The organism is Pandoraea sp. NPDC087047, assembly GCF_044745225.1.
In the GTDB taxonomy this organism is placed as follows: Bacteria; Pseudomonadota; Gammaproteobacteria; order Burkholderiales; family Burkholderiaceae; genus Pandoraea.
In genome coordinates this window covers 22,551-42,632 of record NZ_JBIUZU010000009.1, presented here as the reverse complement: position 1 = coordinate 42,632, position 20,082 = coordinate 22,551, and the positions used below count along the sequence as shown (strand labels likewise).

18 protein-coding genes and 1 tRNA gene are annotated in these 20,082 nt (G+C 63.3%); 6 read left to right on the top strand and 13 right to left on the bottom strand.

What is annotated here, in order from left to right; genetic code table 11:
* Positions 1-30: 30 nt before the first annotated feature.
* From ACIPHM_RS18060 to ACIPHM_RS18045, 4 genes are all read right to left on the bottom strand, one after another.
* Positions 31-1,500 carry a TolC family outer membrane protein gene (locus ACIPHM_RS18060; protein ID WP_400330995.1) on the bottom strand — a complete coding sequence of 490 codons (1,470 nt, stop codon included), beginning with the start codon at positions 1,498-1,500 and terminating at the stop codon, positions 31-33.
* Positions 1,501-1,563: 63 nt separating this feature from the next.
* Positions 1,564-1,887, bottom strand: coding sequence for a rhodanese-like domain-containing protein (locus ACIPHM_RS18055; protein ID WP_400330992.1), 324 nt, complete (start codon positions 1,885-1,887; stop codon positions 1,564-1,566).
* A gap of 146 nt (positions 1,888-2,033) precedes the next feature.
* On the bottom strand, positions 2,034-2,702 hold the full coding sequence (locus ACIPHM_RS18050; protein WP_400330990.1) for a protein-L-isoaspartate O-methyltransferase: 669 nt from the start codon (positions 2,700-2,702) through the stop codon (positions 2,034-2,036).
* Positions 2,703-2,881: 179 nt separating this feature from the next.
* Positions 2,882-3,559, bottom strand: coding sequence for a TetR/AcrR family transcriptional regulator (locus ACIPHM_RS18045; RefSeq protein WP_400330987.1), 678 nt, complete (start codon positions 3,557-3,559; stop codon positions 2,882-2,884).
* 98 nt (positions 3,560-3,657) lie between these two features.
* Between ACIPHM_RS18045 and ACIPHM_RS18040 the strand changes: the two genes are divergently transcribed.
* From ACIPHM_RS18040 to ACIPHM_RS18025, 4 genes are all read left to right on the top strand, one after another.
* Complete coding sequence (locus ACIPHM_RS18040) at positions 3,658-4,440, top strand: SDR family NAD(P)-dependent oxidoreductase (RefSeq protein ID WP_400330984.1); 783 nt, start codon at positions 3,658-3,660, stop codon at positions 4,438-4,440.
* A gap of 155 nt (positions 4,441-4,595) precedes the next feature.
* Entirely contained in the window at positions 4,596-4,859 is a 264-nt protein-coding gene (locus ACIPHM_RS18035; protein ID WP_400330982.1) for a YkgJ family cysteine cluster protein, read from the top strand.
* 110 nt (positions 4,860-4,969) lie between these two features.
* The gene (locus ACIPHM_RS18030) at positions 4,970-5,629 is read left to right on the top strand and encodes a DUF1439 domain-containing protein (RefSeq protein ID WP_400330979.1); all 660 of its coding nucleotides are present in this window, start codon (positions 4,970-4,972) and stop codon (positions 5,627-5,629) included.
* 41 nt (positions 5,630-5,670) lie between these two features.
* Entirely contained in the window at positions 5,671-6,513 is an 843-nt protein-coding gene (locus tag ACIPHM_RS18025; RefSeq protein ID WP_400330977.1) for an undecaprenyl-diphosphate phosphatase, read from the top strand.
* Positions 6,514-6,593: 80 nt separating this feature from the next.
* Here the strand turns inward: ACIPHM_RS18025 and trmB are convergent, their stop codons facing one another.
* From trmB to ACIPHM_RS17980, 9 genes are all read right to left on the bottom strand, one after another.
* The gene (trmB, locus tag ACIPHM_RS18020) at positions 6,594-7,400 is read right to left on the bottom strand and encodes a tRNA (guanosine(46)-N7)-methyltransferase TrmB (RefSeq protein ID WP_400330974.1); all 807 of its coding nucleotides are present in this window, start codon (positions 7,398-7,400) and stop codon (positions 6,594-6,596) included.
* Between the two features lie 200 nt (positions 7,401-7,600).
* A complete protein-coding gene (locus tag ACIPHM_RS18015; protein ID WP_400330972.1) occupies positions 7,601-8,521 on the bottom strand; it encodes a DUF2894 domain-containing protein in 921 nt (306 codons plus the stop codon).
* Between the two features lie 4 nt (positions 8,522-8,525).
* Complete coding sequence (locus ACIPHM_RS18010; RefSeq protein ID WP_400330970.1) at positions 8,526-9,194, bottom strand: OmpA family protein; 669 nt, start codon at positions 9,192-9,194, stop codon at positions 8,526-8,528.
* A complete protein-coding gene (locus ACIPHM_RS18005; protein ID WP_400330968.1) occupies positions 9,191-12,217 on the bottom strand; it encodes a DUF802 domain-containing protein in 3,027 nt (1,008 codons plus the stop codon). Before ACIPHM_RS18005 ends, ACIPHM_RS18010 begins: the two co-directional genes overlap by 4 nt.
* The gene (locus ACIPHM_RS18000) at positions 12,198-12,995 is read right to left on the bottom strand and encodes a DUF3348 domain-containing protein (RefSeq protein ID WP_400330966.1); all 798 of its coding nucleotides are present in this window, start codon (positions 12,993-12,995) and stop codon (positions 12,198-12,200) included. Before ACIPHM_RS18000 ends, ACIPHM_RS18005 begins: the two co-directional genes overlap by 20 nt.
* 1,102 nt (positions 12,996-14,097) lie before the next feature.
* Complete coding sequence (locus tag ACIPHM_RS17995; protein ID WP_400330964.1) at positions 14,098-15,297, bottom strand: MFS transporter; 1,200 nt, start codon at positions 15,295-15,297, stop codon at positions 14,098-14,100.
* A 140-nt stretch (positions 15,298-15,437) separates the two neighbouring features.
* Entirely contained in the window at positions 15,438-16,019 is a 582-nt protein-coding gene (locus ACIPHM_RS17990; RefSeq protein WP_400330962.1) for a TetR/AcrR family transcriptional regulator, read from the bottom strand.
* A gap of 216 nt (positions 16,020-16,235) precedes the next feature.
* Positions 16,236-16,309, bottom strand: a tRNA-Gly gene (locus ACIPHM_RS17985).
* A 144-nt stretch (positions 16,310-16,453) separates the two neighbouring features.
* Positions 16,454-17,368 (bottom strand): LysR family transcriptional regulator, encoded by a 915-nt coding sequence (locus ACIPHM_RS17980; protein ID WP_400330959.1) that lies wholly within the window; start codon positions 17,366-17,368, stop codon positions 16,454-16,456.
* A 111-nt stretch (positions 17,369-17,479) separates the two neighbouring features.
* Between ACIPHM_RS17980 and ACIPHM_RS17975 the strand changes: the two genes are divergently transcribed.
* Both ACIPHM_RS17975 and ACIPHM_RS17970 read left to right on the top strand, forming a co-directional pair.
* Complete coding sequence (locus ACIPHM_RS17975) at positions 17,480-18,772, top strand: MFS transporter (RefSeq protein ID WP_400330957.1); 1,293 nt, start codon at positions 17,480-17,482, stop codon at positions 18,770-18,772.
* 83 nt (positions 18,773-18,855) lie between these two features.
* On the top strand, positions 18,856-20,046 hold the full coding sequence (locus tag ACIPHM_RS17970) for a M20 aminoacylase family protein (RefSeq protein ID WP_400330954.1): 1,191 nt from the start codon (positions 18,856-18,858) through the stop codon (positions 20,044-20,046).
* The last annotated feature ends 36 nt before the right edge of the window (positions 20,047-20,082 follow it).

Sequence of the window (20,082 nt, the reverse complement as noted above, 5' to 3'; positions counted from 1 at the left end):
GAGGCTTTTTGTTTTGATGTGTGGGCGTTGTCAGCGTCGCAGCGGCGCAGTCGTTCCCGGACGAACACCGCGCTCGGGCAGCCCGGCGCCCGCGTTGGCGGGGGCGGCTTCGCGAGCGCCCGCCATGGCGGCGGAGGCATTCGGATTCTCGGTAAGCAGCGCGTTGAGCAACTGCAAATCCGTATCGACGAGCGTGGCGGCGCTGGCCTTCAGTTGAAGGCTGGAGAGCAGCGTGCTGTAGCGGGCCTTGGCGAGATCGCGTCGTGTGGTGAAGAGCTTGTCTTCGGCGTTGAGCACATCGGCGTTGATGCGAATGCCGACCTGATAGCCGCGTTTGTTCGAGGCGACCGACGACTGCGCCGATTGCTCCGCAGCTTCGAGCGCCTTGACCTGCGCCAGCCCGCTCGATACCCCGAGATACGACGTACGCGCGCCGAGCACGGCGAGGCGTCGGGCGTCGTCCAGATCGCTCTGCGCCTTGTCTTCGAGCGCGAGCGTCTGACGCAGCTTGCTTTGCACCGAACCGCCCGAGAAGATCGGAATGCTGATCTGAATGCCGATCTGCCCCGCAGAACTCGGCCCCGAACCGGGGCTCGACGGACTCGACATCGCCGACGTCAACAAACTGTTGGCGTTGCCGACATTCGAGTGCGCCCCGGCGGCCACCAGATCCACCGACGGCATATAGCCCGACTTCGCCTTCGACGTTTCGCGTCGGGCGATCTCCAGCGTGAGCGACTGCAATTGCACGCCGTAATTGGATTGCTCGGCTTGCGCGATCCAGTCCGCCACGTTGTTCGGCTCGGGCGACGGCAGCGTCGATCCCGCGCGCAGCGTGGCGAGCGAGCCGACCGGGTGGCCGACAATGCGTGCGAAGGCCGCGCGACGCACGTCGAGTGTGTTCTGGGCGGCGATTTCCTGTGCGGTGGCCTGATCGAAGCTGGCTTGCGCTTCGTTGGTGTCGACGATGGTGGCGTTACCGACTTCGAAATTCCGCTTGGCAGACGCCAATTGTTCAGCGATGGCCTGCTTGTGCGTGCCCGCGAGCGCGAGATCGTCCTGCGCGGCGAGCACGTCGAAATAGGCGGTCGCCACGCGCAGGATCAGATCCTGCTGCGCCTGCGCAAACGAGGCTTCGGCGGCAGACACCGTCAGCTTGCCCTGCTGATACGACTGCCAGCTATCCCAGTGGAAGATGGGCTGCGTGAGCGCGAGGCTGTAGCCGCTGCTGCCGAACGTGTTCGACACGCTGCCCGAGCCGTAGTGCGTGTTGACGGACCCCCAGCGCGCAGTGACTTGCGGCAGGAGCGCGGCGCGGGCTTGCGGCAGGGCTTCGATGTTGGCGAGATAGGCCGAGCGAGCGCTGGCGATCAGGGCGTCGCGGTTCTGGGCTTCGCTGTAGAGCGCAAGCAGGTCGGTCGCGCTGGCGGGGATGGCGTAAGCCATGAGGGCTGCGAGCGTCGTCGCCATGACGAGCGCGCTCGCAGAGAGGGTGCGCAAGGCAGGCGCACGCCTGGCCGCGCGCGATTGCGCGGCAAACCTCGGGGGGCGCACGGCCCTGGCTCAGTAAGTCGGCATCGACGGATCGACCTGGCGAGCCCAGGCATCGATTCCGCCGTCCAGATTGAACAGCTGGGTAAAGCCTTGTTGTTCCAGAAACATTGCGGCGCGGGCGCTGCGCATGCCGTGATGGCAGATGCACACGATGGGCGCGTCGGCGTCGAGTTCGGTCAGACGGGCGGGCACGTCGCCGAGCGGCACGTTCTTGCTCTGGGCGATGTGGCAGGTCTGCACTTCCCAGTCCTCACGCACGTCGAGGAGCGTGGGTCGGCTGCGGTCCCCATCCGTCAGCCACTGGGCCAATTGCGCCGGTGTAATGTTTTGCATGATGTTCTACGTGTGTCGAATCGGTGGCGTCCTGTCCTCGTGTTTCCGCCCATTCGTCCCCAAACGAAAGGGTGCGGGACCGGTCCGCTCGCGGCATCCGGGGCGCGCTGTCCGCTACCGAACGGCGCGTCTCCCGGTCGCCGGGCTCAGAACTTGAAGCTCGACGGTTGCGGCGCGACCAGATAGGCCACTTGCGTCTCGAACAGGTTTTCGCGGCGGTATTCGGTCTCGGACACGCGCGTGATAAGCATGGCTTCCATGACCGGGCTGCCGCCCACGAAAGCTGCCAGACGGCCACCGACCTTCAACTGGTTCAGAAACGCCTGCGGCAGTTCGGCCAGCGCTCCCGAGATGGCGATCACGTCGTACGGTGCGGCGGCGCTCCAGCCTTGCGCGCCGTCGGCGTTGACGACTTCCACGTTGGTCACGCCGTTGGCGCGCAGCGTCTGCTGGGCGCTCTGGGCGAGGTTGGCGTCGAATTCGATGGTGGTGACGTGGTGGGCGTTATAGGCCAGCAGTGCGGCCATGTAGCCCGAACCCGTGCCGATTTCGAGCACGTTCTCGTTCTTCTTCGGCGCGAGGGCTTGCAGAATGCGCGCTTCGACGCGCGGCACCATCATGTGCTGGCTGTCGTTGGCGATTGCAGCACCCGAGAGCGGGAGTTCGACGTCGGTGAAAGCGATGTCGCGCAATGCCGCCGGCACGAAATCTTCACGCTTGACGATTTCCAGCAGCTTGAGCACGTCCTGATCGAGCACGTCCCAGGGACGGATCTGCTGCTCGATCATGTTAAAGCGGGCCTGTTCGTAATTCATTTCGATTACTCGTGGGTAGTAGGCAAACACAACCCGGCATTTTACCAGTTCCGGGCAGCAGCCATGATGACGCGTGAACTTTTGCCGAAAAACGGCATGACGCTCGTCGGACGAGGGGCGTCAATGGTTGTCGACGGCTGGCCGGCGCACGCTCACTGCCGCGAGCGCACCGGCAGCCGTCATGCGGCTTTCTCGGACGCTGGCGCGTCGGTCGTCTGCGCGACGCACTGCAAATAGGCGCCGCACATCGTCGCCATCTGTTCGGCGATCTGACTGGCGAGCGTCTCGTAGCAGGCGCCGGCGGGGGCGCGGTTTTCCAGAATCGCCTTGATCGGTCCCGTCATCGAGTTCAGGAAGACGAAAGCCACCGTCTCGGGATCGTCGAAGCGCGCGTTTTGCGCCGTCTTCAGCATACCGACGACGGCCCCGTGCATACGCGCGCCGGCCTTCGCAAACACTTCACGTCCGTCGAGATCCTCGGAGAGCCGGTACAGCGCCTGCGCCTCTTCGATATCCGTCATCTTCGCACCGACATAGGCCTTCGCCAGCTCGCGCGCCATCACGTCCAGCGGCCGGGCGTGCGAGGCGAGGCACGTCTGCTCCACCGTCCCCACGATCCGGTCGACGTGCCGCTCAAGCACGGCATAGAGCAGCACCTGCTTGTTCTGGAAGTACTGATACAGCGTGCCGACCGACACGCCCGCGCGCTCCGCCACGCGCGTGGTGGTCAACTGACGTCCGCCATCGAGCAGCAAAACCTGAAGCGCGGCTTCGAAAATGGCATCGATGGTGACCCGCGAACGCGCCTGCTGCGGCGTTTTACGGGGCGTTGCGGGAGGTGGGCCGTCCGGTTTCATATGCGAATAGGAAATCTGAAGGATTCTTCATAAACTCGATGCTAACAAATTTGCGTGCGGTCGGGCGCAGAACAACAAGTAACTCGACGGGAGCAGTGATGAAACGGGACGCTATCGAGAGTGCGGTACGCGAGGACGCCGAACGCCATCTGGGAAAAGTGGCGCTGGTAACTGGCGCGACCCGGGGAATCGGACAGGAAGTCGCGCGCGAGCTGGCCGAGGCGGGCATGACGGTACTCGTGGGCGCACGCGACGAAGCCAGGGGCGACGAAGTCGTCGCGCCGTTGCGCAAGGCGGGTTTTCAGGCGGAGACGCTGGTGATCGACCTGCTGCGCACGGAAACATTGCACGCGGCGGCATATCGCATCGGTCGCTACCACGGACGCCTCGACGTGCTGGTGAACAACGCCGGCGTGACCGATGCGCGTGACGACTCCCCGGAGAAGGCCTCTATCGAAGCCGTCGAACGGGTGTTCCAGACCAACTTCTTTGGCACCTTGCGCGTAACACAAGCGATGTTGCCGTGGCTGTCGCGCTCGGAGCGCGCGCGTATCGTCAACGTGTCGAGCGGCCTTGGCTCGCTCGCGCATAACAGCGATCCGGCGTGGGAGCATGCGGCGTTCCGGCAGATCGGTTTCAACGCGTCGAAGGCGGCGCTGAACATGTTGACGGTGCAGCTCTCGCACACCTTGCGTGAGACGTCGATCACGGTGAACTCGGTCGATCCGGGCGCCCCCGGCGATCTGGCGGCCGACGCCAGCGGCAAGCGCGCCCGTCAGGGGCTGGCCGATGGCACGCGCAGCGTGGTGATGCTCGCGCTGGGTGAGCGCGGACCGGTGACGGGCGGCTTCTTCGACATCGCGGGCAGCCTGCCCTGGTAAGTCGCCGCTGGTTGATCCCCCCGTTCTTCCGGCTTCGTTGCTCATAAAAGGGGGACCTTCGGCCGTCCAGAGCGATACGCGCGGTAAAATGTGCGGCCTGAAACGGCGTCGTCCTGAGCGGACGGCGTCACTCACCCGCATTTTCCCGTTCCGTCATGAACTGCCGACCCCGCTGCGCGGCTTGCTGCATCGCGCCTTCCATCTCGACGCCCATTCCCGGAATGCCGAACGGCAAGCCGGCGAACACGCGTTGCGTGCAGCTCGACGACGACGACCGTTGCCGGATCTTCGGCAGCCCGCTGCGTCCGGCCGTCTGCGGTTCGTTGCAGCCGTCGGCCGAAATGTGTGGCAAGGATCGCGCGCAGGCGATTGCGTGGCTGTCCGACCTGGAAGCGATGACGGCGCCTGCGCTGGCTTGACGCCGCCCGAAGGGGCGCGGGCGACCCAATGGGCAGGCGTAGAGCCGTGTCGCATGCGAGTGCTATAGTCGCGCGTGTCGGGCGTCAGGCGCCCTGAAGCGGAACGTGACATGCCGGATAGTGCTCATTCAGATCGGAACATTCGTCAGCAGTGCGATGCGCTTGCGTTGCAAGCCCTCCCGCCCTTGCCGGAATCCTCGCGCGCGAGCGCACCGGTGTCGCGCCGCCGCTGGCTGGCGATGACCGGTGCGGTGGCGCTCGCTGCCGGGCTGGCAGCGTGTGCGGGCTTGCCGTTCGGCAACGATTACACCTTCTCCGAAAGTCAGTTGCAGCGTGCGCTCGAACGCAAGTTTCCGTTCGACCGTCGCGTGCTGGCCGTGCTCGACGTCAATCTCTCGCATCCGCGTCTGACCTTGCTGCCGGAGCGCAATCGTCTGGCGGTGTCTGTCGACGCGACCGTGACGCATCCGCTCGGCGGCGCACCGCTTACGGGCACGCTCGCCATCGACAGCGCACTCGCGTACGACCCGGCTACGATGTCGGTCGTGCTGCGCGACCCGGAGGTGGAGACCTTCACCGTCAACGGTCTGCCTGAGCGCTGGTCGCGCCAGTTGAACGCGGCGGGCGCGTTGATTGCAACGCAGTTGCTGCAAGGCGCGCCGATCTACACGTTCAAGCCCGAGCAACTCAACATCGGCGGCGTGGCGCGCCAGCCGGGCGCGATTACCGTGCTCTCGCATGGGGTGAACGTCAAACTCGACCCGCGCTGATTTCGATTTCCACCATCCACGACTTCTCAGGAACTCACTGCATGGACTTGTTGCTGGCGCTCAAAGCCGTCATTCTCGGTGTGGTTGAAGGGCTGACCGAATTCCTCCCGATCTCCTCCACCGGCCACCTGATTCTGGTCGGTAGCCTGCTCGACTTCAACGACGACAAGGGCAAGGTCTTCGATATTGTGATTCAGTTCGGCGCGATTCTCGCCGTGTGCTGGGAGTTTCGCGCGAAGATTGCGCAGGTCGTGTCGGGCCTCGGCAGCGACCCGAAGGCGCGTCGTTTCGCAGTGAACGTCATCATCGCGTGCGTGCCTGCCGTCGTGCTGGGGTTGCTGTTCGGCAAGCACATCAAGGCTGCGCTTTTCAACCCGGTCGTGGTGGCCACGGCGTTCATCGTCGGTGGCGTGATCATCCTGCTTGTGGAGCGTCACAACCGTCGCAATGTTGAGGCGGGCAAGTTGCCGCGGGTGAATTCGCTTGACGACCTCTCGCCCGTCGACGCCCTGAAAGTCGGCTTCGCCCAATGCCTCGCGCTGGTGCCGGGCACGTCGCGCTCGGGGGCAACGATCATCGGCGGCATGATGTTCGGACTGGAGCGCCGGGTGGCGACCGAGTTCTCGTTCTTCCTCGCGATCCCGATCCTGTTCGGCGCTACGGTGTACGAACTCTACAAGTCGCGCTCCATGCTGGAAGTCGAAGACTTCGGCCTGTTCGGCATCGGCTTCGTTTTCGCTTTCATCAGCGCCTTCATCTGCGTGCGCTGGCTGCTGCGCTACATCGCGTCGCACGACTTCACGGTATTTGCCTGGTACCGGATCGCGTTCGGTCTGGTGGTGCTGGCCTCGGGGTACAGCGGGCTGGTCGTCTGGGCGGATTGAGCACCGGCGCGCGGGCGTGTCGGGCGCAGAACGAAAAAAGGGCACCGCGAGGTGCCCTTCTTGCTATGTGACGATCTCGCTCAGCCGCGCTTTCGGAAGACGAGATCCCACACGCCATGCCCGAGGCGCAGGCCGCGGTTCTCGAACTTCGTGACGGGACGATACTCCGGACGCGGCGCGTAACCGTCGGCCGTGTTTTCGAGCGACGCTTCTCCGCCCAGCACTTCGAGCATCTGCTCGGCATATTCCTGCCAGTCCGTCGCGCAGTGCAGATAGCCGCCCGGCTTCAGGCGCGACGCGAGCAGCGCCACGAACGGCGGTTGCAGCAGGCGGCGCTTGTGATGGCGCTTCTTGTGCCACGGATCGGGGAAGAAGACGTGTACGCCGTCGAGCGAGCCTTCCGGGAGCATGTGCTCGACGACTTCCACGGCGTCGTGCTGGATGATGCGCACGTTCGCAAGCGGGGTGGTGCCGATGAGCTTGAGCAACGCGCCCACGCCCGGTTCGTGCACTTCCACGCCGAGGAAATCGTCCGCCGGACGCACTTTCGCGATGTGCGCAGTGCCGTCACCCATGCCGAAGCCGATTTCCAGAATTCGCGGCGCATCGGCGCGCGCGAAGGCTGCGGGCCAGTCGAGCGGTTCGGGGGCGTATGGCACGAGAAATTGCGGGCCGAGTTCGTCGAACGCGCGTTTCTGGGCTTCCGAGCTGCGCCCGGCGCGACGCACGAAACTGCGGATGCGGCGCGGGTGTGCCACCCCGTCCGGGCCGATGTCGTTGTCATCGCTGCCGTCGTCTTGCGAGGCGTTGGATTGCGACGCGTCGAGATCGGCGTCGTCGTTGGCCGGGTAAGCGTCGTCAGCCGGCGGGTGTCCGTGGTTCGTCATGGAAGCAAAAAGCCGTCTGGGACGACGGCTTGTCGAGGAGTGCTGCGGCAGGCGGTGCGGACAGCGCCCAACACGATGATTTTTCAAAGGATTTTCCCGCGCCGTGGCGCCGGGAACGGGCTCGATTATCCACCGGAACCCCCTTCACTGGCAAGTTGACGCCTGGTTGCACCCGTTACCATTGGGCGGGCGCGCGAACGTCAGCGGGCTTTGGCGCGCGAGGGCTTGGCGCTCGCCGCCACACGTGCGGCGCTTTTATTGCCGAACACGCCCGTCGTCTCCATGTCTTCGAGCCACGAGAGCGCGTCGGCATGGCGCAGGAAATGGCGCAGATAGTCGGGACACACGTCGTGCATGAGCGAGAGTGCGCGATGCACGAGATGGCTGGAATTGAGCGGCCCGGCGTTTTCCGGCACCTGCGCGAGCGATTGGCGCAGATTGCCGTCGGTGCTCAGTTTCGACCACGTCTCGCGGAAGTATTCGAGGACATCGAGGTCTTCGAAGGCGTCGTCTGTCGCGATGACCGTCGGTGTGATCGTGACCGGAGCCAGAACGGGGGGCGAGACGATGCGCTTCGGCGGCGCGCTCGATGCCACGCCCGTCTGCGAAGGCTCGCTGCTGGGCTTTGCGGGGCGCGTGGGTGCGCTGGACCTGACGGCGCGTGACGGGAGCGACGGCGCAGGGCGCTCGCCTGTGCCGATCCGTTGCGTGATGTCGGCGGTCAAGGCGGCGAGCGCTGACAAAGCGGGCTGCGACGGCGCGTCGGGCGAAACATCGAGCGAAACATCGGCCGAAGGATCGGACACCACTTCAGCGCTGCCGAGCGACGTCGAGAAATCGTCGACAAGCGCTTTCAGACGTGCGTCGAGCACGCGGCGCACGTCGCCCTGGTAGGTGCGGGCGCGCTGAGCAAGGGCTTCGATGCGATGAAAGCGTGCCGGGTCGCGCTTGTCCGCGCCCTGGGCTCGCCATGCCGCAATCCGTTCGGACACTGCATCGACGCTCGCAACGTCTTCGACGACAACGGTCAAATCGTGCGTGTCCACCGCGACCGAATCCTCTGCGGTACTCGCCGCGCCTTCGGCATCTTCGATGTCCTGGACGTCGAGATTGGCGTTCATTGCGTTACGCCTTCGGCTTGCCAGCGTTGCTGGCGCTGCTGCGCGGCATCGGCGCGATTTCCACGCGACGGTTCTTCGCGCGGCCGGTTTCGTCGGCGTTCGACGTGACGGGCTGTTCCGAGCCGAACGCGGCTGAGAAGATCGATGACGGCGGCACGCCAGCGGCGATCAATTCGCGCGTGACGGTCAGCGCGCGCTGCGCCGACAACTCCCAGTTATCCGCGAATCGACGGTTCGTCTCGCGCACTTGCTGGTCGTCGGTGAAACCGCTGACCATGAGAATCTCGTCGCTCGCACGCAGATAGGCGGCGAGCGGTCCGGCCAGACTGCGCAGCACCTCGCGCCCTTGCGGTTGCAACTGGTCCGAGTTCAGCGCGAAGAGCACGTTGCCGCTGATGCCGATACGGCCGTTCACCAGCGTGACGCGTCCGCCCGCGAGCGGCCCGGCGAGTGCTTTCTCCAGCGTCTCGCGGCGCTGCGTCTCCACCTGTCGCTCCTTCACTTCGCGCTCCAGCTTGGCCGACAGCTCGATCTGCACGCCGATCACGCCGAGCATGATGAGCACGAAGGCGCCGAGCATCACCGACATCAGATCGCCGAAGACGGCCCACGTCGGCGCAGCGGCGCCTACGTCGCCGCCGTCCGCGATATCCGCGTCGAATTCGTCCCTCATGCTGCCACGCTACCCGGTTGCGAGCGCGTTTGCGCCAGATCCTGAAGGTTTTCGAGGATCTGTTTTTGCGACATCACGCTCAACTCCACCACTTCGCGAGCCTGCGCGACGTAATAGCCGAGCTGTTCGTCGCTGCGCGCCATCGACTTGTCGAGGGCGGCTTCGATCCGTTGCAGATGGTCGAGCAATTGCGTGTTCGATTCGCCGAACGACTGCACGGCGGCCCCGAAGGCGTCGCCGAGGCTGGCGATTTCCACCGCGCTGCCAGTGACTTGCGCGGAGGCTTCCGTGAGCTTCTCCGTTTGCGCGGCAATGGCGTCGCCCAGATTCGCGCCTGCGCGCTCCAGCAGTTGGGCAGACGTCGTCACCAGTTCGTCGACCGCGGCGCGCTGTTCGTTGCCGGCATGCTTGACGGTATCGAGCAGCGTGCCCAGCGTATCGAGCAGTCGCGAGCGCTCTTCGAGCATCGCGTTGTCGCGGACCATGCTGTCCGAGAGCTTCTGACGCAGTTCGCCGATGATCTCCGCCGCGGCCTTCGGGGCTTCCGAAGCGGTCTGCACCAGACGCGAGATTTCCGCGATGGTGTCGCTCGCGTTGGCTCGGGTCTGCTCGGACATCTCCAGCGCCGTGCGGGCGAGCGTGTCGCAGATCGTCTGCTGCTGGCTCGCCGTTTGCGCACCGACCTGTTGCCATTCCGAGCGCAGCGTGGCGAGCGTGCCTTCGAGCGTTTCGGTCCAGACGGACAGGCGTTGCGTTTCGCGCTCGGCCGTGGCGTCGTGATGCGCGTGGTTGGCAGCGCTGAGCGCTTGCAGTAACGAGGCGCTGTGTTCGGTGAAGGCGTCGGTCGTCGCCGCGACGAGTTGCTGATTGCCGTCGGCCAGACGTTCGCTGGTGCGGGTGTGGGTTTCGATGGCGTCGCGCCAAGCCTGCGCGACATTGGCGGACGTCGAATCCATTTGCGCCGAGACGCTGTGCAGCAACTGCGACGCACGCGTCTCGAACGTGTCGGCGAAGCGGGTCAGGGCGCTGGCGAGATCGCGGGCGAGGGCGTCGTTGGCGGACTGCTGCGCCGTGATGGCCTGCTTCCACTCGCCGGAAACGACCGCGGCTGTCTCCGACACGCTGTGCATTGCCCCTTCGGTGCGCTGCCCGACACCGTCGATCAGATGCGCGGAGCGTTGCTCGAAGGTGTCCGTGAAGCGGGTCAGTGCGGCGGCGAGTTCGGTGTTCAGCGAGGCGTTGGCCTGTTGTTGCAGCGCGATCGATTGGTCCCACGCCTGCGCCACGCGCTCGTGGGCACCGCTCACGTTGCCGCTCGCGGCGTCGAGCTTGGCGGCCACGTCGCCCAGCAGCGCGCTGGAACGTGCCTCGAACGTTTGCGCAAAGCGCTCCAGCGCAGCGCCGAGGTCTTGCGTGAGGGCGTCGTGCGAGCGCTGCTGCTGCGCGAGCGCTTGCTCCCAGGCTTGCGCGACGGTCGTCTGTGCCGTGGCGATGCTGCCGGTCGCATGGTCGAGTCGCGTGGTGACATCCGCGAGCAACCCGGCCGAGCGGGTCTCGAAAGACTGTGCGAATTGCGCGAGCGTCGCGCCGAGATCCTTGGCGAGGGCGTCGTTGGTTTGTTGCTGTGCGGCGAGCGACGTTTCCCACGTCTGCGCGACACCGGCGTGGGCGGTGCTGACGTGACCCGTCGCCGTTTCGAGGCGGGCGGCGACATCGTCGACGAGCTTGGCAGCGCGCGTCTCGAAGGTCTGCGCGAACTGTGCGAGCGTGGTGCCGAAGTCCTTGGCGAGGGCGTCGCTGGTCTGTTGCTGTGCCGCGAGCGACGTCTCCCAGGTCTGCGCAACGTCTGCATGGGCGGTGCTTACCTGCGCCGTGGTGGTCTCAAGGCGAGTGGCGACATCGTCGACGAGCTTCGCAGAGCGCGTCTCGAACGTCTGCGTGAACTCGCCCAGGGCGGCACGTAGATCGGTTGCGAGCGATTCATTGGCGCGCAACTGAGCGTCGAGCGAATCCTTCCAGACGTTCGCCACGCGGGCCGTCGTCGCTTCGAAGCGATCGGACAGGCCGTCCATGCGGTCTTGCATCGAGGCGGAAACGGTTTGGTGCCACGTCGCGGATTCGCGCGCGAGGCTGGCCATCGTCGCTTCCACTTCCGGACGGATCGCCGCACCCGCCGCGCTCGCCGTGGTGGCGACGCTGTCCTTCAGGTACTGCTGCATCGCGTGGGTGAGCTGTGCGTAGGAGGCGTTGGTTCTGGTGTGCAGGGCGTCCTGATTCGCCACGAGGCGCTCGCCAAGTGTCTGACTCTGTCGCTCCATCGCGGTCATCATCTCTTGCAGCCGCTCAACGAGCGCAGGCATGACGTTCGCCTGTTGTGCGAGGAGTTGCAGCGTGGTTTCGCGCTGATGTTGTTGCGAAAAGCCGCGAAGCGTGGTGACGATGCGGGCGTCCAGGGACTGCACGACCTGCGCGCGTTCCTTGCGTGCGAGCGCGGCGAGCAGGCCGAGCATGGCCGAGGTGGCGACACCGGCGACCGACGTCCCGAAAGCGAAGCCCAGTCCCTTGACCGGCGAGGCGAGCGAGGCGCGGATGGCTTGCAGGTCGGTCGCGCCTTCGAGCGCGATGCCGGTGCCGCGCAGCGTGGCGGCCATGCCGAGGAACGTGCCGAGCATGCCGAGCAGCACCAGCAAGCCGACGAGGTACGGCGTGAGTGCGGGGCCGGGCAGGCCGACGCGCTCGCCTTCGACGCGCAGACGCACCGCGGTGCGCAGTCCGGCCGGTAGCGTATCGAGCCATGTGGGCAGCGAGGCGGGTGGCGCGGTGAGGCTGGCGACGGCGCCCGCGAGCGCGTTCGTCGATTGATGGAAGCGCTTGAGTTCGAGCGCGCCAATGAGATAGACCGCCGCGATCAGCAGGGCGACGGCGAGCGCGAGGGTATTGGTATCGGCATAGCCGATGGCGATCCAGCCGACGACGGCCAGCCCTGCGACAAAGGCAACGAGATCAACGAGGTAACGGGTCATGTTGTCCGGGTTCACTAACGTTTTCGCCGATGCGAACCGAGGCGAGGGCGGCGATCAGCCCTTCGATCGGTTCGAGGCGTATATCCAGTTCTGCGAGCAAAACGCTCTGCATATCCCGGTGGAAGGTGTCGAGCCATGTGCCGGCGGGCGCGAGCGGCGGCGCACCTGGCACGCGCGGGGCGGCCATCGCTGCCTGTTCCGTATCGCGCAGCCGGACGAAGTGCCCTTCGAGCAGATTCGGCACGCTCGCGAGCAGTGTGCGCTCACGTGCGCCCATCACCCGCTCCATGACGGCGTCGACGCTGGCGAGTCGTGCGGCGTCCGGCGATTGGGTCGCCAGTTGGGCACGAAGGCGCGTGCGCAGGGCGCCGATCGCCGTATCCATCGTCTGCTGCGACGTCGCGTAGCGTTGCCGATACGCCGGGAACTCCGCGAACGACGCCGCCCGCTGCCGCTCGGCGGCGCTCAGCGCGCGAATCTGCCCGCCGGGCGCGGCTGCCAGACCGCAATCGCGGGCGATGGCCGCGGCGAGGTCGATGCGTACCCGTGCGAGCTCGCTCGCCGGATCCTGCGCAGCCGGACGCGCGCCGGGCGCGGCCGCCGGCGGGTTGGCTTTGAGCGCCGACGATAGCGCGATGGCGTCGGTCCAGCCCAGCCACTGGCTCATGCGGTCCGAGAGCGACGGCGCGGCCTCGGGGGGCGCGAACGTGCTCAGGCGGGCCAGCGAGCGTATGAGTGTTGGGGCGCTGATAACGGGACGCCGGGACACTTGCACCATTCCACTGGGGGGTCAAAAACCCAGCAGTTTACACTGCGCGCGCCTCCCGGCCCCGACTGACCGGTCCGGCGGGGGCTTGACGGGCGTCAAGCAGGCGCTGGGCGGGCGTCCCGAGGCGGGGACGGCGACACGTCACGGCCGTACCGGAATCGCGGGACGAGCGTGAGGCAGTCGTGTGACGGTGTCGTGGCCGCCGTCATTGCGGGCTCGAACGCCGACTGTGATTTATCTCAGTTTTCAGGTCCGGGCCCGAGGGTTATCTTTGGCACAACTCGCGACAAACGCGAAACAAGTGAAGCAAACCAAGCAAACAACTGGAGGTGTGAAATGGCTGCAATCGGTCCCGTCTGCGACATGTTGGTAATGGTAGGTACGTGGGCAAGCCGGGCTGCCCCGGTCGCCAAGTTCTTTGCCGACATGGCCGCGCTGTTCTGAAATACCCGCGACAAGCGAAATCGAACCGAACCCCTGGAGGTGTGAAATGGCTGCAATCGCTCCTATCGGCGACGCGCTGGTAACGGCGGGTACCTGGGCAAGCTGGGCTGCGCCGATCGCCAAGTGCTTTGCCGACATGGCGGCGCTGTTCTGAAATACCCGCGACAAGCGAAATTGAACCGAACCCCTGGAGGTGTGAAATGGCTGCAATCGGTCCCGTCTGCGACATGTTGGTAATGGTAGGTACATGGGCAAGCCGGGCTGCGCCGGTCGCCAAGTTCTTTGCCGACGTAGCTGCACTGTTCTGAAATCACTCGCGACAAGCGAAATCGGATCAAACGGATATAAGAGGTGTGCGATGGCCTGGATGACGACTCTCTTTCATGGCGCGATGCTCGACGGTGCAGTGGCATATCACCGGGCCAAGCCGGTGGTCCAGTTCTTCAACGACGTGATTCGTCTTTTCGCCTGACGTCTCCTGACGCGCGATAGACGACATTGAATCAAGCCTGAATCAAGCCTGAATCAAGCAACGACCGGAGGCGTGAAATGCGTCGGGGGACTGTTCTTTGACAGCGTGATGAAGGGAGGTGCGTGGGCCAGCCATGCTGCTGAGCCTGTCGTCAGGTTTTTCTCCGACGTGGCTGGCCTTTGCATGTGAGACGGCTCAGGAGGTTGAGCAGGCGGTCTCGGGGGCTTTTGCGAGACCCGAACGAAGATAAGGCAACAGACTGGCGAGGCCGAGCGCGGCCATCGCGGCGCCGATCCACAGCGGGGCACGCATGCTGTAGCCCGCGTCGATGGCGGCACCACCGGCCCATGTGCCGAACGCGAGACCGGCGGTAATCACCGAGGTATGCATCGTATTGACGAGCGGCCCGGGGGCTGCGGTGCGCATCACACGAGCCACCATCGCCGGATTGAGCGACACGCCCGTTAGCCCGATGGCGGCGAACGCGGCGATACCCACCGGCGTCAGGTCGGCCCAAAGCGCAAAGCTGATCAACGCGAGAGCGAGCACTGACAAACCGGCGGCCAGCACTGTGAGGGTGTGGCGGTCGGCGAGGCGTCCGATGACGGCGTTACCGATGATGTTGGCGATGCCGTACATCGCGAGCAGATTCGGAATCGCGGCGGCCGAAATTCCGGCGACATTCAAAAAGATCGGCGAGAAATAGCTGAACGCGGCGAACGTCGCGCCGATGATCAACCCGCTCGTCGCGAACGCGGCCCACAGCGGACGATTCAGCAGCGAGCGGAATTCGGCAGCGAGGCTGACGACTTCGCCGTTCTGCTTCTCGCTTGCGGGCGCCCACAGCGCGACGGCAACCGTACATAGCGCGGCGAGCACGGCAACGAGCCAGAAGCTGGCGCGCCAGCCGTAGTGCTGCTCGATGAAGGCCGTGAGCGGCACACCGACCACAGGCGAGAACATCAAGCCGCCGAGGACGAAGGAAGCGGCGCGTCCGCGGACTGACGGCGCAACGAGATCGGCACAGAGCGTCAGTGCGACCCCGAACGTTGCCGAGCTGGCCACGCCCATGATGATCCGCGCGACGGCCATCATTTCATAGCGGGTCGACATGGCGGCGAGCACGCCGCCTGCGACGTTAATCGTCAGCAACCAGATGAGGGCGCGCTTGTGCGGCGTACGCAGCGCGAGCAGCAGGGCGGTGAGGACCGGGCCGCCGATGGTCATGCCTAGGGCGTAGAGCGAGATCAGATTGCCGATGTCGCCGATACCGACGTTCATCGCGTGGGCGAGCGCGGGCATCATGCCGGCGACCATGAATTCCGCCGTGGTCATTGCAAAGACGGTGAGTCCTAACAGGTAGACGACAGGTGGCATTGCGGATTTTTGCGTCATATTTTTAACGATCATTCCATATTCGCGGGCGAGGGGGGGGCGAGGGTTGGGGTGAGAGTATTTGGTGTTCGAGGGATGTGCTGTGCGCGGGTGTGTGTTGCGCGTTTGGTGTGTTTGGTGCGTGTTGTGTCGGTTATGCGTTAGATCTGATCGAGCGTGCCTTGCATGATGTCTTCGAGGAAGGCACGGTCGCAGACGGTGCGTCCGAGGGCGCGCAGGCCGTAGTAGCTGGACAGGAACGTGCGGGCGACGATCACGGGTGAGCGTTCGGCGCTGAGTTCGCCGTTGTGCTGCCCGACGGCGATCAGATGCACGAGCACCTGTTCGATGCGCGTGAAGTAAGCCTGACTGATCTGACGGACCTTTTCGTCCTTGGCGCCGCGTTCGAGCGCTGCGAAAAGGGACATACAGCCGCGCTGCTTCTCGGGATCGAGGTCTTCGTCGATACCCCATTGCATGAGCGCGCGCAGCCGATCCTTGACAGGACCGGGCGCGTTGAGAATGTCGGCTTGCTTCTGAAGCCCGAGCGTCTGATAGCGCTCTAGGGCTTCGTGATAGAGGTTGAGTTTGCTGCCGAAGGCGTTGTAGAGACTGCCGCGCCCGAGCCCGGTACATTCGACGAGCGCCTGGGCGGACGTGCCTTCGTAGCCATGCGTCCAGAAGACGTCCATCGCGGCGTCGATGACGGCTGCGTCGTCGAATTCTCTGGGTCTACCGCTCATGATGGGCCTCGTATATCCGGAGGAATGGAAATAGCGGACGCACACGACGCACCGCTCCGATGGCGTGACTATAGGTTATTTTTGACTGGACGTTCAAATAACCGGATGTCGGTTGTGGATTTGGGGCTGTGGCGCGCGACGCGCAGCGAGGCGGGAAGACATACGCAGATGCGGAAAACAAAAAAGCCGTCACAAGGACGGCTTTCTCGAAAATTCTGGAGCGGGCGATGGGAATCGAACCCACGGCTCTAGCTTGGGAAGCTAGGGTATTACCATTATACGACGCCCGCGAAGACCGTCATTCTAAGCGGGGTTGGGGGTTTTTGGCAATCCGGGAATCAGGTGACTGGGGTGAAAAGTGTATCCACTCGGGAAGAGAGTGCCGGTGTTCCACTAATGACTCCCTCGCGCGAGCGCCTCCAAATGGCGGTCTGTCAACGGGATGAGGCTGCTGCATTTTGCAGAAGGTCTACAAAGCGAAGAAGCGCCGGATTGCTGTCTTCCGACCGATACACGAATGAGACCGGATGGCTCATGGTGAGTTCGGGATGATCAACGAGAACGACGTCCCGCGGGCACGTGTGGGCCGAGACGTCGGAAACTATTGAGTAACCCATTCCAGCCGCTACCAATCCCAGGATAGTCAATACATCGCTACCAATTTGGACCTTCTTTGGAGAGAGGCCGGCCTGTCGGCATTGGTAGGTGAGGAAATCGTCATAAGCTGGCGCAATTTCTCGCGGAAACCAAATGCACGGTTCGCTTTGCAGTTCGGCGAGCGCTTTCGGAACCGATTTGGCCAATCGACTGCCCCGCTGCAAAGCGAGCTTTAGGTGACATTCGAAGAGCCGAACCTCGCGTATTCCATCGATCTCCGTCTTATCCTGCGGCAAGTACTTCCATGTGAGAAATCCGCCATCTAGTTCCGACGCCACGATTCTCGTGATCTGTCGAGTGGAAAGCGTTGGCTCAAGCATAACGGCAACTTTCGGCGCGTCGGCTGAGAATGACCTTAGCGACGCCAGTATTTTTGGATGCCAACTATAGTTGGGCGCAATTCCAATTCTCAAGGCCCCTTCCATACCGACGGAAATTCGCGAGACACGCTCCTTGGCGGCCCTCAGATCCGTTAGCAAGGCCCGGCAATCGATGGCGAATTGGGATCCAGCGGTGGTAAGTGTGACGCCTCTCGCACCGCGCTCAAAGAGTACCGCCCCCAACTCTTCTTCTAGATCTTTCATCTGCCGACTTAACGCCGGCTGAGCGACATGCAGTCGCCTAGCGGCCTCCGCAACACTGCCGTAGTCGGCAACCGCCAAGAAGTATCGCAAGTGACGTAGCTCGATCATGCGCGATCCTATACCCATGAGGTATAGGCAGTATCAGAAATTGGTATTTTTTATTATACCTGCGGCGACCTACACTCCAGCGACAACATATAAACAACAGAAGGAGACGCCATGCAAGACACTATTCTTTCCGAAGTTGCGGCAGACCCAAGTGTGACCGCCCAACGTCGCACAGTCGTCGCTGCAACCATCGGCAACGTGCTCGAAATCTACGATTTCCTAGCATTCGCCATCTTCGCTGTCCCAATATCGAAGACGTTCTTTCCTGCAGGCGACGAGTACGTCGCACTCATGCTGACTTTCCTGACCTTCGCGGCAGGCTTCATCATTCGGCCGTTGGGTGCACTTATCCTCGGCCGCTACGCGGACAGTGTCGGGCGCAAGCGCGCGTTAAGTCTCACGTTGTTTCTTATGGCGCTCGGTACCCTTGTGCCGGCCGTATGCCCTTCATACCAAGCCATTGGACTGGTTGCCCCCGTCATCCTTGTCTTGGGTCGCCTGGTTCAGGGATTTTCCGCGGGTGGGGAAATTGGCAGCAATGTGGCCATGCTCATCGAAAACGCCTCCAGTTCGAATCGCGCCCTCTACAGTTCTTTTCAACAGGTGGCGCAAGGCGGCGGTGTGCTGGTGGCGGGCGTGATCGGGCTCGGGCTGACCCAATACTTCGGGGAACAGCAAATCCTGGACGGATATTGGCGCCTTGCGTTTCTTGCCGGGTTGCTGATCGGGCCCGTTGGCTGGTACGTTCGCCGTAGGATTCCTGAAACTCCCGAGTTTGCCAGGGCCGCAGCACTTGGACACGTACACACATCCTTCCTTTCAGGCTTGCGCGCACACATTGGACGCATTGCGGTGGGCATCGCGCTTATGGTCTTTTGGACTGTCACCGCACAAGTATCAAACTACTTCACGACCTATGCTGTACGGGAACTCCACCTGCCGCTCGTTGCGACCTATATCGGACAGATTGCAAGTGGCATGACGTTGATCGTCGTGTGCCCTCTGGTCGGCTCCGCCGCGGACAGGATCGGGCCGTTCAAGCCAATGGCGTGGGGCTCGGCGCTGGCTGGATTGCTGGCTTACCCGCTGTTCTGGGGGCTCGCTTCATACCCGAGTTTGGCGATGCTGGTCGTCGTGCAAACACTGATCTCGATCTTTCTTGGACTGTACGCGGCATGCGCACCGCTTGTCCTGGCTGACATCTTCCCAACCCACTACCGAGCAACGGGTGTCGGTACTTCCTATGCCCTAGGCGTCTCAATCTTCGGGGGACTCACCCCGCTTGTCGTGACGAGTCTGATTCATCTTAGCGGTGACAAGCTCGTTATTGGACTTTACCTCTGCGCTGCTGCGCTGGTCAGCCTCGCGCTCATTGCCGTCCTTGCGAGAAGCAAGCGCACTTAGGCGCTACAGCCCAGTCCCGAAGCAGCTTCTCGACAATACAGCAGCGCGTCAACGTGAACTGATGCGCTGTATGACACCTCAATTTGAAAAGCATGAAACCGAAACAACACGACCATTTGGAAATCATTAGAATTCGGCGCCATCTGCACGCTCATCCTGAGCTTCGGTTCGAAGAAGAAAAGACATCGGCGTTCGTGGCGAATATCCTTCGAGAATACGGGATCGAGGTTGAAGAGCGAGTCGGTGGTTACGGAGTCGTCGGCACGCTAAGTAAGGGCAACTCCGATAAAGCCATCGCACTTCGCGCCGACATGGACGCGTTGCCTATGCGGGAGTTGAACACTTTTCCACATGCGTCCCGGCACCTCGGAAAGATGCATGCATGTGGTCACGATGGTCACACAGCGATGCTGCTAGGTGCAGCCATGACGCTCAGCCGGGACATCGATTTCGATGGAACCGTACATTTTGTGTTCCAGCCTGCTGAAGAAGGCGGCGCCGGCGCCAGGCGAATGATCGAGGACGGGCTCTTCGATCGATTCAAAATAGACGCGATATTCGGCATTCACAATTGGCCAGGAATTCCAGTCGGCACGTTTGGCGTGCGGCCCGGCGCGCTCATGGCGTCGAGCAACACGTTCAATGTGACGATAACTGGCAAAGGAGCACACGGCGCTCAGCCCCATCGAAGTGTCGATCCAGTGGTCGCCGCGATACATATCGCGCAAGCATGGCAAACGATTCTTACGCGCAACGTGAATCCCAACAATGCGGCGGTCCTCTCGGTGACACAGATGCACTCGGGTACGACGGACAACATCATTCCGGAGGTCGCAACGCTGTCGGGGACCGTTCGTACTTTTGACGCGGAAACGTTGGATCTCATTGAGAGTCGAATGTCGGCCATCACGCAAAGCGCCGCGATAGCGTTCGGCGTAGAGACCAATTTTCAGTTCGAACGCCTGTACCCCGCTCTTGTGAACCACGAAAATGACACGCTTCTGGCCACCGAGGCGATGCAGGCTGTGGTCGGTCTCGAAGGATTGAATGCAAACGTTGAGCGCGAGTTCGCTTCTGAAGACTTTTCTTTCTTCCTTCAGCACAAGCCGGGGTGTTATGCGTTTCTTGGCAATGGCGTCTTGGCGACCGACAACGGTTGCGATGTTCATACCTCGCACCAGCTTCATAATCCACTGTACGACTTCAATGATGACGTAATTCCAACCGGGGTGGCGTATTGGGTGGCTCTGGTAGAAAAGCTTCTCAGCCTTTAAGTCTGCGACGATCAGGAATACAACGATGAGCGCTGA